Origin of the sequence: Erwinia sp. 198, from assembly GCF_003937915.1 — a bacterium.
Lineage (GTDB): Bacteria > Pseudomonadota > Gammaproteobacteria > Enterobacterales > Enterobacteriaceae > Erwinia > Erwinia aeris.
This window is the reverse complement of record NZ_RHUM01000005.1, coordinates 116,386-130,928: the sequence shown is the minus strand read 5'-3', so window position 1 is coordinate 130,928 and position 14,543 is coordinate 116,386. Positions and strand designations below refer to the sequence as shown.

Annotated in this window: 10 protein-coding genes; 5 read left to right on the top strand and 5 right to left on the bottom strand. The window is 56.9% G+C overall.

Annotated features, from left to right (window positions below; translation table 11 throughout):
* Window positions 1–32: 32 nt before the first annotated feature.
* From infA to trxB, 5 genes are all read right to left on the bottom strand, one after another.
* On the bottom strand, window positions 33–251 hold the full coding sequence (infA, locus tag EGK14_RS08940; RefSeq protein ID WP_125288739.1) for a translation initiation factor IF-1: 219 nt from the start codon (window positions 249–251) through the stop codon (window positions 33–35).
* A 257-nt stretch (window positions 252–508) separates the two neighbouring features.
* The gene (aat, locus tag EGK14_RS08935; RefSeq protein WP_125288738.1) at window positions 509–1,201 is read right to left on the bottom strand and encodes a leucyl/phenylalanyl-tRNA--protein transferase; all 693 of its coding nucleotides are present in this window, start codon (window positions 1,199–1,201) and stop codon (window positions 509–511) included.
* 33 nt (window positions 1,202–1,234) lie between these two features.
* On the bottom strand, window positions 1,235–2,944 hold the full coding sequence (cydC, locus tag EGK14_RS08930; RefSeq protein WP_125288737.1) for a cysteine/glutathione ABC transporter ATP-binding protein/permease CydC: 1,710 nt from the start codon (window positions 2,942–2,944) through the stop codon (window positions 1,235–1,237).
* On the bottom strand, window positions 2,941–4,698 hold the full coding sequence (cydD, locus tag EGK14_RS08925; RefSeq protein ID WP_125288890.1) for a cysteine/glutathione ABC transporter permease/ATP-binding protein CydD: 1,758 nt from the start codon (window positions 4,696–4,698) through the stop codon (window positions 2,941–2,943). The genes cydC and cydD overlap by 4 nt, the downstream gene beginning before the upstream one ends.
* A 148-nt stretch (window positions 4,699–4,846) precedes the next feature.
* Entirely contained in the window at window positions 4,847–5,812 is a 966-nt protein-coding gene (trxB, locus tag EGK14_RS08920; protein ID WP_125288736.1) for a thioredoxin-disulfide reductase, read from the bottom strand.
* A 521-nt stretch (window positions 5,813–6,333) separates the two neighbouring features.
* Between trxB and lrp the strand changes: the two genes are divergently transcribed.
* From lrp to serS, 5 genes are all read left to right on the top strand, one after another.
* Window positions 6,334–6,828 (top strand): leucine-responsive transcriptional regulator Lrp, encoded by a 495-nt coding sequence (gene lrp / locus EGK14_RS08915; protein ID WP_006118610.1) that lies wholly within the window; start codon window positions 6,334–6,336, stop codon window positions 6,826–6,828.
* 119 nt (window positions 6,829–6,947) lie between these two features.
* Window positions 6,948–10,820, top strand: a complete 3,873-nt coding sequence (locus tag EGK14_RS08910; RefSeq protein ID WP_125288735.1) for a DNA translocase FtsK 4TM domain-containing protein — start codon at window positions 6,948–6,950, stop codon at window positions 10,818–10,820.
* 172 nt (window positions 10,821–10,992) lie between these two features.
* Window positions 10,993–11,604, top strand: a complete 612-nt coding sequence (gene lolA, locus EGK14_RS08905; RefSeq protein ID WP_125288734.1) for an outer membrane lipoprotein chaperone LolA — start codon at window positions 10,993–10,995, stop codon at window positions 11,602–11,604.
* Window positions 11,605–11,611: 7 nt separating this feature from the next.
* Window positions 11,612–12,955, top strand: coding sequence for a replication-associated recombination protein A (locus tag EGK14_RS08900; RefSeq protein WP_125288733.1), 1,344 nt, complete (start codon window positions 11,612–11,614; stop codon window positions 12,953–12,955).
* A gap of 86 nt (window positions 12,956–13,041) precedes the next feature.
* Window positions 13,042–14,334: a serine--tRNA ligase gene (serS, locus tag EGK14_RS08895; protein WP_125288732.1), complete on the top strand. Its 1,293-nt coding sequence runs from the start codon at window positions 13,042–13,044 to the stop codon at window positions 14,332–14,334.
* Window positions 14,335–14,543: the final 209 nt, after the last annotated feature.

Sequence of the window (14,543 nt, the reverse complement as noted above, 5' to 3'; positions counted from 1 at the left end):
GCATCAGGCGCCAGCATCTGCAGTAAAGTAGGTTAGCGGATACGGAAGGTGATACGACCTTTGTTCAGATCGTATGGGGTCAGTTCTACGGTAACCTGGTCGCCCGTTGAGATACGGATATAGTTTTTGCGTATCTTACCGGAGATATGCGCAGTAATGACGTGTCCATTTTCCAGTTCAACACGGTACATAGTGTTAGGTAATGAATCCACTATCTTACCCTGCATTTCAATATTATCTTCTTTGGCCATCAAATCCTCTGGGTGTTATAACCTTTGTCTCGAATCAGCAAATAATGCCGATTTAAGAACGTTATGTAAAGAATAGCTGATGATTCCACCAGCGTCGGCCTCCCTGCGGCATAAGCAGCGCACGGAAACGCGTAATCAAGAGTTGGTACAAAACCGGGGGGAAAGTGCGGTCTTCAAAAAGGCTTATACACGCATACCAAGCCCTCATATTATACCATTATTATCCTTGTCTGCGTGGAAAACATCACCGCACGGTCTTAAAAAAGGGTCTGCTGACGCCAGCATTCGGGCGGAAGCGGTTGTTTGGCCAGCAAATCAAGCTGTTTAAGGTAGTCAGCGCGGGACATCTCTTCGGCGCCAAGCGAAGCGGTATGGGGGTTCAGCACCTGACAATCGATTAGCCTGCCGCCCTGCTGTAGAAAATAGCGGCTGAAAACCAGCAGCGCGGTTTTTGAGGCATTTTCACAGCGGCTGAACATCGATTCGCCGCAAAAAATCTGTCCCAGCGCCAGTCCATACATGCCGCCGACCAGTTCTTTGTCGTGCCAGACCTCGATGGATTGCGCTTCGCCAGCATCAAACAGCTGCTGCCAGGCATGCTTCACGGCGGGCGTGATCCAGGTGCCTTCCTGACGATCGCTGGCGCAGCCTTCCACCACTTCGCTAAAGCTTTGATTCAGCGTTACGCGATAGGGCGATCGCTGATGAAAACGCTTCATGCTGCGGCTAAGGTGAAACTTTTGCGGCCATAGCACCGCGCGCGGATCCGGCGACCACCATAAAATAGGATCGCCTGGCGAAAACCAGGGAAAAATACCGCGCTGATAGGCGCTGAGCAGGCGGGGCAGACTTAAATCGCCGCCCATCGCCAGCAGGCCGTTCGGTTCGCGCAGCGCCATCTCCGGCGGTGGAAAATTAAGTGATTCTCTTGAGAGCTGCATCAGGCGCATAGTCACTGTCTCAGTAATGCGAGAAGGCTATGACTATAGCGTAATCCGCTGCAGGAAAGCGCTGTAACGGCTGCGTTTTGAGATTAATTCGACGTGGGTTCCCTGTTCGACCACGGTGCCGCTTTCCATAAGGCAAATTTTGTCGAAATAGCGTAGCCCCTGCGGACGATGCGTGACCACAATCATCGTTTTGCCGCGGGCGGCTTCCCGCAGCAGGGTAAGGATCTGCCGTTCGGTGTGGCTGTCCAGTCCTTCCGTCGGCTCGTCGAGCAGCAGTAAAGGGCCGTCATGCAACAGCGCCCGGGCCAGGCCCAGCCGACGCCGCTCACCGCCCGACAGCTGACGGCCGCCTTCGCCCAGCCAGGCATCAAGGCCCTCCGCGTTAATCAGCGTTGTCAGCCCGACTTTTCGCAGCATGGCGAGCAGCTCGTCGTCATGGCGATCCGGCGCGGCCAGCAATAAATTATCGCGTAACGTGGCGTTAAACAGATGCACGCGCTGTGTCACAACGCCGGTAGCTTCACGTAATGCGGTTTCGTCCCACGCTGCCAGCGGACGATCGTTTAACCGGATTTCGCCGTTTATCGGGTCCCGGGCGCGGGTGAGCAGCTGCAGCAACGTGGATTTACCGCAGCCGCTGCTGCCCAGCAGCGCAACGTGTTCACCTTGCGCAATGTCCAGGGAGATCGACCGCAGCACGGGAAAGCCCTCGTTATAGCTAAAGCTGACCTCACGCAGGTTCAGACTGATACCGGCAGGGCTTTTGCCCCGCTCAGCCGGAAAGTTCACGGCCGGATTTTGCAGAATAACTTCGTTAACGCGACGAGCAGAGGCGAAGACTTCACCCAGATGCAGAAAGGCGCCGCCAACCGGCGCCAGCGCTTCGAAGGCCGCCAGTGCGCAAAACAGGAACAGAGCGAGCGTAGCGTCATGAAACAGCGCTGAAGCTGACCAGAGCAGTAAAACGGCCGTCGCGCCGGTAATCATCGTCAGCAGTCCCTGCGATAAGCCGCTAAGACGGGCGCGGAAGCGCTGAGCGCCCAGCCACCGCTTTTCCGTATTATCAAGCCGGGCGCGAAAGCGCTGCGCGCCGCCATAGATTCGCATCTCCGCCTGGCTTTGCAGCCATCCCGTCAGCTGGCTACGATACAGGGCGCGCAGGTGCGCCAGCGCCTCGCCTTCTTTCCGTCCCAGCCGGTAAAAAATTGGCGGCAGCAGCAGCAGCGTCGCCAGCATGAGACCGCCCAGCATCAGCGCCAGCGGCCAGTTCAGCGAGCCGAGCAAAAGCGTTACCGTCACCATTGCGACAAGCGCGCCGAGTAGGGGAGAGAGCAGGCGTAGATAAAGGTGATCGAGCGTATCCACATCAGCTACCAGCCGATTCAGAAGGTCGCCCCGCTGGAAACGAGCCAGCGCGCCGGGCGAAAGCGGGATCAATTTATTAAAAGTGAACACGCGTAAATCTTCCAGAATACGAAAAGTACCGTCATGGCTGACCAGCCTTTCCGCATAGCGGGCGACGGTGCGTAAAATTGCGGCACCTCTTACGCCAGCCGCAGGAAGCATATAGTTAAAACTGTAAAGTCCGGCGGCGCCCGCCAGCGAGCAGGCCGCAAGAAACCAGCCGGAAAGCGTCAGCAAAGCGATGCTCGCCAGCAGCGTCACGACCGCCAGCAAAATGCCCAGCATCAGGCGCGGAGCGTGCGGGCGCAAAAGCGCAAGCCAGGGCCGGATTAGCTTCATGCCTGCGCCTCCTCAACCAGCGCTTTAAAGGGGCCGGGCCGTTGCAGCAGCTGCGCTTTGCTGCCCTGCTGGACGATTTCTCCCGCCTGGAGCAGCCAGACTTCATCCCACTGCGCTAAGCGATCGAGCCGGTGGGTAATAAACAATGTGGTTTGATTGAAAGAGGCGGCCAGCAGCGCCCGGTTTACGTGCTCGCCAACCGGGCCGTCAAGGCTGGCATCAGGCTCGTCCAGCAGCAGCAGTCGACAAGGCTTGTAAAGCGCTCTTGCCACGGCGATGCGCTGCGCCTGCCCTACGGAGAGGGCTGCCGCCTGCTCGCCGACCGCGCTTTCCAGTCCTGCAGGCAGGCGCGCCAGAAATTCGTCCACGCCAGCCAGCTCGCAAACCTGCTGTAACCTGAGCGGATCGCCCTCGCCGTGCGGAACAATATTTTCGCGCACGGTCTGCGCAGGTAAATGCGGGTTCTGTCCCACCCAGGCAAGCTGCTGTTGCCACCAGGACGGCAGGATATCACGCAGCTCCGTATCGTTTATTTTCAACGATCCCTGATAGGGCAAATACCCGGCCAGTACGTTCAGCAAAGAGGTTTTTCCCGCGCCGCTTCGCCCAATCAGCGCCACTCTTTTCCCTGCGCTAAGGGTAAAATTGAGCGGCCCGGCAAGCTCTATGCCCTCGTGCGTCATAATCCGCAAATCAGCGGCGGTAAGCGTTACACCTTGCTCAACGTTGGGCGTCAGCGTGCCGGATGATGCCTGAAGCAGTTCCGCTGTCAGGAATTTCTCCAGCGCGTCAGCGGCGCCTGTAGCCTGCGCTTTGGCATGATAAAACGTGCCCAGCTCTCTGAGCGGTTGAAAAAATTCCGGCGCAAGGATAAGCGACAGAAAGCCGGCAAAAAGCGTAATGCCGGTGCCGTAATGGCCGAAGTTCAGCTCGCCGAGGTAGGAAAAACCAAAATAGACCGCTACCACTGCTACAGAAACGGCAGCAAAAAACTCCAGTACGGCGGAGGAGAGAAAGGCCAGCCGCAGTACTTCCATGGTTCGTTGCCGAAAGCTGGCCGAAGCGGTGCGAATACGATCGGTTTCCGCACTGGCCTGATTAAACAGCCGCAGCGTTTCCATGCCCTGAAGGCGATCGAGAAAATAGCCGCCGAGCCGTGCAAGAGCCTGAAAATTACGCCGGTTAGCGTCGGCCGCGCCCATGCCGGCCAGCGCCATAAACAGCGGAATAAGCGGGGCCGTCAGCAGCAGGATCAGCGCCGCCACCCAGTTTACGGGAAACAGAACGGCAAGGATCAGGCAGGGGACGAGCGCGGCCAGCAGCGTTTGTGGCAAATAACGCGCGTAGTAATCCTGCAGGTTATCGACTTGCTCCAGCAAAAGCGTGGTCCAGCTTCCGACAGCCTGACCCTGGATAACGGCGGGGCCAGCCTTAGTCAGCTTGTCCAGAATATCGCGGCGCAGTTTCTCCCGGATGGCCCGGCCCGAAGCGAACCCGGCCAGCTCACGCAGCCACAGCAATAGGCCGCGCAGCATAAAACAGGAAAACAGCAGAATAAATTGCGAAAGAAGCGCATCGCGAGAAAGATGATCAACGATCAGCCCTTGCAGCAGCGTGGCTAATAGCCAGGCCTGGTAAAGAATAAGCAGCGCGGCGGCTACGCCGATTAGCAGCGATAGTCTGAACCAGAAATTGCCGTGGATACGCTGTTTTTTTAGCCAGGAAAGGAGCTGCTGCTGTCGGAGTTTGTCCATGCTGTACCAGTATGCCGCGCGTTCGGGCAGGCGAAACTGCAAGGCCATGCCCTTAGTAAGGGTAATCGCGAGCAATGGTACAGCGCAGAAAATAAAAAGGCGACCTTAACAGGTCGCCTTTAGCGAGATCGCATCAAAGCAGTAACGATTACTGAGATTCTTTAACTAAACCATCCAGATAGCGTTCCGCATCCAGCGCGGCCATACAGCCGGTGCCGGCTGAGGTAATCGCCTGACGATAGGTATGATCCATGACGTCGCCTGCGGCGAACACGCCCGGAATGCTGGTTTGCGTTGCATTGCCGTGCAGGCCTGACTGCACTTTGATGTAGCCGTTTTCCAGATCCAGCTGATCTTTAAAGATCGCCGTATTCGGGCTGTGGCCAATAGCGACAAACAGACCCGCAACGCTCAGTTCCTGCTGCGACTCGTCCAGCGTAGAGCGCAGGCGTAGCGAGCTGACGCCCATCTGATCGCCCATGACCTCGTCCAGCGTCTGGTTGGTATGCAGCACGATATTGCCGTTACGTACTTTTTCCATCAGGCGATCGATAAGGATTTTCTCCGCGCGGAAGCTGTCGCGACGGTGGATCAGATGCACTTCCGACGCAATATTCGCCAGATACAGCGCTTCTTCTACCGCCGTGTTGCCGCCGCCGATCACGGCTACCTTCTGATTACGGTAGAAGAAGCCGTCACAGGTTGCGCAGGCTGAAACACCGCGGCCTTTAAACGCTTCTTCAGAAGGCAGGCCGAGGTAGCGAGCGGAGGCGCCGGTAGCAATAATCAACGCATCTGCCGTGTATTCACCGCTGTCGCCGATCAAACGGAAAGGGCGATGCTGTAAATCAACGCTGTGAATATGATCGAAGATAATTTCGGTATTAAATTTTACCGCATGTTCATGCATACGTTCCATCAGGCCGGGACCGGTCAGATCGTGCGGGTCGCCGGGCCAGTTTTCCACATCCGTGGTGGTGGTCAGCTGGCCGCCTTTTTCAAGCCCGGTGATCAGCACGGGATTGAGATTAGCGCGCGCTGCGTAAACAGCCGCCGTATATCCAGCGGGGCCGGAACCTAAGATAAGTAATTTACTGTGTCTGGCCGTGCTCATGAGACCCTCATTATTTAGCTGCCAACTATGTTGCGATTGTAGGGAATTTAGGTCAGCAACAAAAGCGTTCTGCGATTTTGTTAGCGATGGTTGCAAAAGGTTTAACCGATTTCCCTTAGGGAGCAGCGGCATCGCTGCGCCAAAGCGGGGCGAAACGCGCTGTAAAATGGTGCAGTGAGGGGATTTTTTCATTATAAAACAGTCATGCAGCGCAACATCTGGCATGTTGTACTGATTTTGGTTGTTTTACTTTGACAATCGGCTGTGCTTTTGCGAAAACAGTGGGGGAAGCAGAGGACATTTGAGCTTACAAGACAGATTTTTCCTGTTTTGGGACATCCGGCTCAATAAACTCAGTCTGTCATTGGTCATTACGCATGGTGTGGACAGACAACATGCGTCATACGGATGGGCGTGATAACACCGCAACAGGCTCCAGACTTCACTTAGAACAACCCTGCGATAATGATTTCGTTCAGGGTGTGGCAGGCAAAGGGAAGGCATTAAGAGAGACAATAATAATGGTAGACAATAAAAAACGGCCTGGAAAAGATCTCGACAGAATCGATCGTAATATCCTTAACGAACTGCAAAAGGATGGACGTATCTCTAACGTCGAGCTTTCCAAACGCGTAGGTTTATCACCTACACCATGCCTTGAGCGCGTTCGTCGTCTTGAAAGACAGGGGTTTATCCTTGGCTATACCGCCCAGCTGAATCCGCACTATCTGGATGCCTCGCTGCTGGTATTTGTTGAGATTACTCTGAATCGTGGCGCGCCCGACGTGTTTGAACAATTTAACGCCGCAGTGCAAAAACTTGAGGAAACTCAAGAGTGTCACCTCGTTTCAGGCGATTTCGACTACCTGTTGAAAACGCGCGTGCCGGATATGTCCGCCTATCGTAAATTGCTGGGTGAAACCCTGCTGCGCCTGCCTGGCGTAAACGATACGCGGACCTATGTGGTCATGGAAGAAGTGAAACAAAGTAACCGCTTAGTCATTAAGACGCGGTAACACAGGGCAGGTGCAAAACCTGATAGGTTTCGGTACACTCCTGTGAATTCATACAGTTTCAGCGTCGGGCCTGCCCGACGCTGTTGCCTCCATTGTTTACAGGCACCTGGAGAGTACTCTTGAGCCAGGAATATACAGAAGATAAAGATGTTTCCCTACAGTCGCTGAGCAGCGGTCGTCGCCTGCTTGAAGCGTTACTGATTGTTGTGGCGCTTTTTGCCGTCTATCTGATGGTGGCGCTGTTGAGCTTTAACCCCTCCGATCCCAGCTGGTCGCAAACCGCCTGGCATGAACCCATCCATAATTTGGGCGGCGGCATTGGCGCATGGCTGGCAGATACGCTGTTTTTCATTTTTGGCGTGATGGCCTACGCCATTCCTCCTGTTATCCTGGGACTATGCTGGATCACTTTCCGCCAGCGGCATTCGCAGGACTACATTGACTACTTTGCGGTGGCGCTGCGCCTGATCGGCGTACTGGCGCTTGTGGTCACATCATGCGGCCTGGCGGCGTTAAACGCTGACGATATCTGGTATTTTGCTTCCGGCGGCGTAATTGGCAGCCTGCTCAGCAATGCGATGGCGCCATGGTTTAACGCCGCGGGCGGCACCTTGACGCTGCTATGCGTGTGGGCGGCCGGCTTGACGCTTTATACCGGCTGGTCCTGGCTGACCATCGCTGAAAAAATTGGCGCGGCTGTGATGGGCGTGCTGACTTTCGCCAGCGGGCGTTCGCGTAGTGACGAATACAGATATGACGATTATGACGATGAAGAAGAGCCGGATGAGAAATCGGTTGCGAAGCAGCGTGCCCGCTACGCTGATGAAGACGATATCCTGCTTGCAGTGCCGGCAACGGCCGAAGAGGACGACAACGATCCGCTGCTGAGCAAGCCTGCGGCAGCACCGATGGCGGCCGCTGCCGCTGCGCAGACGGTTCCTTCGCCAGCCCCTGTGGCGCCGGTAGCGTCTGCGGCTACCGCAACGCCGGTGGCTGCCGCCGTTACTGCAGCGCCTGAAATCGCTCAGCAACAGGCCGAGCCTGCCGCACAGGTTTCCACGCCGTCTGCCGCGCAAGAGCCCGAACTTTATCGCTTTGAGATGCCGGCGGAAACGCCCGCGCCATCCGTTCCTGTCGCTGATGAAGATGATGCTCCCCGCATGGGCAACTGGCGGGAAGCGGATGCCTCGCCTTTCGATTTCTCTACGACGCAGCCGGCTCAGCCGCAGCAGGTCGCTCAGGATCTGGCCAGCACGGCGCAGTCTGCCGCAGCCTCCGCGGCGTTTATGCCAGGTTTCAGCGCCACCAGCGAGGCGGCTCCGGCTAATCCGCAGGTCAAGCAGGGTATTGGCCCCGCTTTGCCGCGGCCGAATCCGGTTAAGCTGCCGACTCGTCGCGAGCTGGCTTCCTATGGTATTAAGCTGCCCTCGCAGCGTATAGCCGAAGAAAAAGCAAAAGAAGAGGAGCAGCGTCTTCAGGCCTCTGCGCCAACAGCAGCGGAAGAGCAGGGCGAGGATGAAAGCCATCTGCGCGACGCTTTTGCCGCTCAGCAGCAGGCGCGTTACGCTGAGTCTGATAGCGTAATGAGCAGCGCTCCTGCAGCAGAAAGCGCTGAGGAAGATGAAGAGGAAGCGCGTCATCAGGCCGAGCTTGCCCGTCAGTTTGCCGGACAGCAAAGCCAGCGTTATGGACAGCCGCAGCAAAGCGCACCTGCCTCCACGCTGGATACCGATGGCGCATTTGACTTCTCGCCTGTAGCACAGCTGGCTGATGAGGGCGCAGGCGACCCGCCGCTGTTTACGCTGCCGCCTGAAAATGAGCAGAGCAGCTCCGCTGCGCAATGGCAGCAGCACAGCCAGCCTCAGGAACCCGTAAAACAGGCCGCGCCAGCGTGGCAGCCAGCCGCTCAGGAGCCTGCACAACCGGCCGCGCCGACATGGCAGCCAGCCGCTCAGGAGCCTGCACAACCGGCCGCGCCGACATGGCAGCCAGCGGCTCAGGAGCCTGCACAACCGGCCGCGCCAGCGTGGCAGCCAGCGGCTCAGGAGCCTGCACAACCGGCCACGCCAGCGTGGCAGCCAGCCGCTCAGGAGCCTGCACAACCGGCCGCGCCGACATGGCAGCCAGCGGCGCAGGAGCCTGTGCGACCGGCCGCGCCAGCGTGGCAGCCAGCCGCTCAGGAGCCTGCACAACCGGCCGTGCCAGCATGGCAGCCAGCGGCGCAGGAGCCTGCACAACCGGCCGCGCCGACATGGCAGCCATCGGCTCAGGAGCCTGTGCGACCGGCCGCGCCAGGGTGGCAGCCAGCGGCTCAGGAGCCTGCGCAACCGGCTGCGCCGACATGGCAGCCATCGGCTCAGGAGCCTGTGCGACCGGCCGCGCCAGGGTGGCAGCCAGCCGCTCAGGAGCCGGTACGCCAGGTTGAACAAATCCAGCCGGAAACTAAACCACAGGATAGCCTTTTCCATCCATTCCTGGTGCGTCATGAGCAGCCGCTTGAGAAACCAACCACGCCGCTGCCTACCCTGGATCTGCTGACGGCACCGCCAGCGGAAGCCGAACCCGTTGATATGTTTGCTCTTGAGCAGACTGCCCGCCTGGTGGAAGCCCGCCTGGCTGACTATCGGGTTAAAGCAGAGGTGGTCGGTATCTCTCCGGGTCCGGTTATTACCCGCTTTGAACTGGATCTTGCGCCTGGCGTGAAGGCCGCGCGTATTTCCAATCTGTCGCGCGACCTGGCCCGCTCGCTTTCTGCTGTAGCAGTTCGCGTGGTCGAGGTGATCCCTGGCAAGCCTTACGTCGGACTGGAGCTGCCGAACAAGCATCGTCAGACCGTTTATATGCGTGAAGTGCTGGAGTGCGATAAATTCCGCGACAATCCGTCGCCGTTATCGGTGGTGTTAGGCAAAGATATCGCAGGCCAGCCGGTCGTGGCCGATCTGGCAAAAATGCCGCACCTGCTGGTCGCCGGTACAACCGGTTCCGGTAAGTCCGTTGGCGTTAACGCCATGATTATTAGTATGCTTTATAAAGCCACGCCGGAAGAAGTGCGCTTTATTATGATCGACCCGAAAATGCTTGAGCTGTCGGTCTATGAAGGCATCCCGCATCTGTTGACCGAAGTGGTCACGGATATGAAAGATGCCGCTAACGCGCTGCGCTGGAGCGTCGGCGAGATGGAGCGTCGCTATAAGCTGATGTCGGCGCTGGGCGTGCGTAACCTGGCGGGTTATAACGAAAAAGTTAAGCTGGCGGAAGAGATGGGGCGGCCTATTCCCGATCCGTTCTGGAAGCCGGGCGACAGTATGGAAACATCGCCGCCGATGCTCGAAAAACTGCCCTACATCGTAGTGCTGGTGGATGAGTTCGCCGATCTGATGATGGCAGTGGGTAAAAAGGTGGAGGAGCTGATTGCCCGTCTGGCGCAGAAAGCGCGTGCCGCGGGTATTCACCTGGTGCTGGCGACGCAGCGTCCGTCGGTGGATGTGATCACCGGCCTGATCAAGGCTAACATCCCAACCCGTATCGCATTTACGGTTTCCAGCAAAATCGACTCGCGCACCATTCTTGATCAGGGCGGCGCGGAATCGCTGTTGGGCATGGGTGATATGCTTTATATGCCGCCGAACTCTTCAATGCCGGTGCGCGTACATGGTGCCTTTGTGCGGGATGAAGAAGTCCACGCCGTGGTGCAGGACTGGAAGGCGCGTGGTCGTCCGCAATATATCGAAAGCATTACCGCTGGCGAAGAAAGCGAAAGCGCGTCGCTGGGGCTGGATGGCGATGAAGAGCTTGACCCGCTATTCGACCAGGCGGTCGCCTTCGTGGTCGAAAAGCGTCGTGCGTCTATTTCCGGCGTGCAGCGGCAGTTCCGTATCGGTTACAACCGGGCAGCCCGTATCATTGAGCAGATGGAGGCGCAAAGTATCGTGTCGCCGCCTGGCCATAACGGCAACCGCGAGGTGCTTTCGCCACCGCCACACGAGATGTAATATTTTGTCAAAAGCAACGGGTCGGTTATGCCGACCCGTTGAATTTCAGCGCTTTGTCCCCATCTCCGATCTATCGCAATCAGCTTATTCCCCTGTTGCTTTCGTTGCTGCCTGGCTACAGTTAAGGCTGCCCACTAATCGGGATACAAAAGTTTCAATAAGGATGTCGTAAATGAAAAAACTCACTATCACATGCTGTCTGCTTGCTACTTTTGCCTCTGCCAGCGCTATGGCGGACGCTTCTTCCGACCTGCAGCAGCGTCTGGATAAAGTCACCAGTTTTCACGCCAGCTTCCAGCAAAAAGTAACCGACGGCAGCGGCCAGTCCGTGCAGGATGGCGAAGGCGAGCTGTGGGTTAAACGTCCCGATCTTTTCAACTGGCATATGACCGCGCCGGACGAAAGCATCCTGATCTCGGACGGCAAAACGCTGTGGTTTTATAATCCCTTTGTCGAGCAGGTTAGCGCGACATGGCTGAAAGACGCCACCAGCAATACGCCGTTTATGCTGATTGCCCGCAACCAGCGCAGCGACTGGAAGCAATACAACATCAAACAGCTTGGCGATAACTTCGAGCTGACGCCAAAATCAGCTGATGGCAACCTGAAGCAGTTTACGATTAACGTATCCGCCAGCGGCACCATCAATCAGTTTAGCGCCGTTGAACAGGACGGGCAGCGCAGCAGCTATACGCTGAAAAGCCAGCAGAACACTGCGGTCAGCCCCGACAAATTCCGTTTTACGCCGCCCAAGGGCGTGACGGTGGACGATCAGCGTCAGTGAGGTCAGCGTGAGCACACTCTCTCTGGATTTCTCTCATAACGAGTTTCAGCCTTTGGCCGCGCGTATGCGGCCACGCACGCTGGCGGAATATATCGGTCAGCAACATCTGCTGGCGGCAGGGAAGCCGCTGCCCCGGGCCATTGAGGCAGGGCATCTGCACTCGATGATCCTTTGGGGGCCGCCGGGTACCGGCAAAACCACGCTGGCGGAAATTATTGGTCGCTACGGACAGGCGGATGTCGAACGCATTTCTGCCGTTACTTCAGGCGTGAAAGAGATCCGTGAGGCCATTGAGCGTGCGCGGCAGAACCGCAACGCCGGACGACGCACTATCCTGTTTGTCGATGAAGTACATCGCTTTAATAAAAGCCAGCAGGACGCCTTTCTCCCGCATATTGAGGACGGCACTATTACCTTTATTGGCGCTACGACGGAAAACCCTTCTTTCGAGCTCAATTCCGCTTTGCTTTCCCGGGCACGCGTTTATCTGCTGAAGTCTCTGACCGTTGAAGATATAGAAAGCGTGCTGGATCAGGCGATGCAAGACAGCGAGCGGGGCTACGGCAAGCAAAATATCGTGCTGCCTGATGCTACGCGCAGAATGATTGCGGAGCTGGTAAACGGCGACGCTCGCCGTTCGTTAAATACCCTGGAAATGATGGCCGATATGGCCGAGGTCAGCGACAAAGGCGAGCGTTTGCTAACGCCGCAGCTGCTTAACGAAGTTTCGGGTGAACGCAGCGCCAGGTTCGATAATAAAGGCGATCGCTTTTACGACCTGATCTCCGCCCTGCACAAATCGGTGCGCGGCTCTGCGCCTGATGCCGCACTTTACTGGTATGCCCGTATTATTACGGCAGGCGGCGATCCGCTTTACGTAGCCCGTCGCCTGCTGGCTATCGCTTCCGAAGACGTGGGCAACGCCGATCCGCGGGGAATGCAGGTGGCTATTTCCGCATGGGACTGCTTTACGCGTGTAGGGCCGGCCGAAGGCGAAAGGGCTATTGCTCAGGCGATTGTTTACCTTGCCTGCGCGCCGAAAAGCAATGCCGTCTATACCGCATTTAAGGCAGCGATGCGCGACGCGCGAGATCGGCCTGATTACGATGTGCCGGAACATCTGCGTAATGCGCCTACCAAGCTGATGAAAGAGATGGGGTTGGGCGCCGAATACCGTTATGCGCATGACGAACCCGGCGCCTACGCCGCGGGAGAGAACTATTTTCCGGGGGAAATGGCGCAAACGCGCTATTACCAGCCGACTTCGCGCGGGCTGGAAGGAAAGATTGGCGAAAAGCTGGCCTGGCTTGCCGAACAGGATCAAAATAGCCCGACAAAACGCTACCGTTGATCCGGGCGTTGCGGTAAGGTTAGCAAGGAATTCAATGCATTCGCCTCGCGAATGCGCCCACTTTTTTTACTGATCACAGGACAAGCATGCTCGATCCCAATCTGCTGCGTAATGAGCCAGACGCAGTCGCTGAAAAACTGGCACGCCGGGGCTATAAGCTGGACGTTGAAACGCTGCGCTCGCAGGAAGAGCGCCGCAAAGTTCTGCAGGTCGAAACCGAAACGCTGCAGGCTGAACGTAACTCCCGATCCAAATCTATCGGGCAGGCCAAAGCGCGTGGGGAAGATATCGAGCCGTTACGTCAGGAAGTGAACGCGCTGGGCGAACGCCTGGATGCGGCCAAAGCGGAACTGGATGCGTTACAGAACGAAATTCGTGACGTCGCTTTAGCGATCCCTAATATTCCTGTTGATGAAGTGCCGCTGGGCAAAGATGACAGCGAGAATCAGGAAGTCAGCCGCTGGGGCGAGCCGCGCAAGTATGATTTTGCCGTGCGTGACCACGTCGAGCTGGGCGAAATGGCTGCAGGCCTGGATTTTGCCGCCGCCGCTAAACTGACCGGTTCGCGCTTTGTAGTGATGAAAGGGCAAATTGCGCTGATGCATCGTGCGCTCAGCCAGTTCATGCTCGATCTGCATACCGAACAGCATGGCTATCTGGAAACTTACGTCCCTTATCTGGTTAACCACGCCACGCTTTACGGCACGGGCCAGCTGCCGAAATTTGGCGAAGATCTTTTCCATACTCGTCCGCTGGATGAGGAAGCCTCGGCCAGCGATTATGCGCTGATCCCTACCGCAGAAGTGCCGTTGACCAACCTGGTACGCGATGAAATTCTGGAAGAAGAGTCGCTGCCGTTGAAACTGACCGCGCATACGCCTTGCTTCCGCTCTGAAGCTGGCGCCTACGGTCGTGATACGCGCGGGCTGATCCGCATGCACCAGTTCGACAAGGTTGAAATGGTACAGATCACGCGTCCGGAAGACTCGATGCAGGCGCTTGAAGAGCTGGTAGGCCATGCGGAGAAGGTGCTGCAGCTGCTGGAGCTGCCTTACCGCAAGGTGCTGCTGTGCACCGGCGATATGGGCTTCGGCTCATGCAAAACTTACGATCTGGAAGTTTGGCTGCCCGCGCAGGATACCTACCGTGAAATCTCTTCCTGTTCCAATATGGGCGATTTCCAGGCGCGTCGTATGCAGGCGCGCTGCCGCAGCAAAACGGAGAAAAAACCGCGTCTGGTACACACGCTGAATGGCTCTGGCCTGGCGGTAGGCCGCACTCTGGTTGCGGTTCTGGAAAACTATCAGCAGGCAGACGGCCGCATTCAGGTGCCGGAAGCGCTGCGTCCTTATATGAAAGGCCTTGAGTTTATCGGCTAATCCTGGTGACGCTAAAAAACCTGTGGATCATACCCACAGGTTTTTTTTTGCCTGCGGTTTTAGCAGACCTTAGCCAGGCAGACTATCCAGCAATAAATATCATCGATAAAGAAATCCGTTTTCGTTATTAGTTGTCTGTTATCAACAGGTTGTGTCGGTATAGGTTGCCTTTTAATCAGTGCTTATATAGCTGCGGATAAAAAATTTAA

Bases quoted from the DNA above. Each gene is read 5' to 3' on its own strand.
- infA (WP_125288739.1), bottom strand. From the start codon at position 251: ATGGCCAAAGAAGATAATATTGAAATGCAGGGTAAGATAGTGGATTCA.
- aat (WP_125288738.1), bottom strand. From the start codon at position 1,201: ATGCGCCTGATGCAGCTCTCAAGAGAATCACTTAATTTTCCACCGCCG.
- cydC (WP_125288737.1), bottom strand. From the start codon at position 2,944: ATGAAGCTAATCCGGCCCTGGCTTGCGCTTTTGCGCCCGCACGCTCCG.
- cydD (WP_125288890.1), bottom strand. From the start codon at position 4,698: ATGGACAAACTCCGACAGCAGCAGCTCCTTTCCTGGCTAAAAAAACAG.
- trxB (WP_125288736.1), bottom strand. From the start codon at position 5,812: ATGAGCACGGCCAGACACAGTAAATTACTTATCTTAGGTTCCGGCCCC.
- lrp (WP_006118610.1), top strand. From the start codon at position 6,334: ATGGTAGACAATAAAAAACGGCCTGGAAAAGATCTCGACAGAATCGAT.
- lolA (WP_125288734.1), top strand. From the start codon at position 10,993: ATGAAAAAACTCACTATCACATGCTGTCTGCTTGCTACTTTTGCCTCT.
- serS (WP_125288732.1), top strand. From the start codon at position 13,042: ATGCTCGATCCCAATCTGCTGCGTAATGAGCCAGACGCAGTCGCTGAA.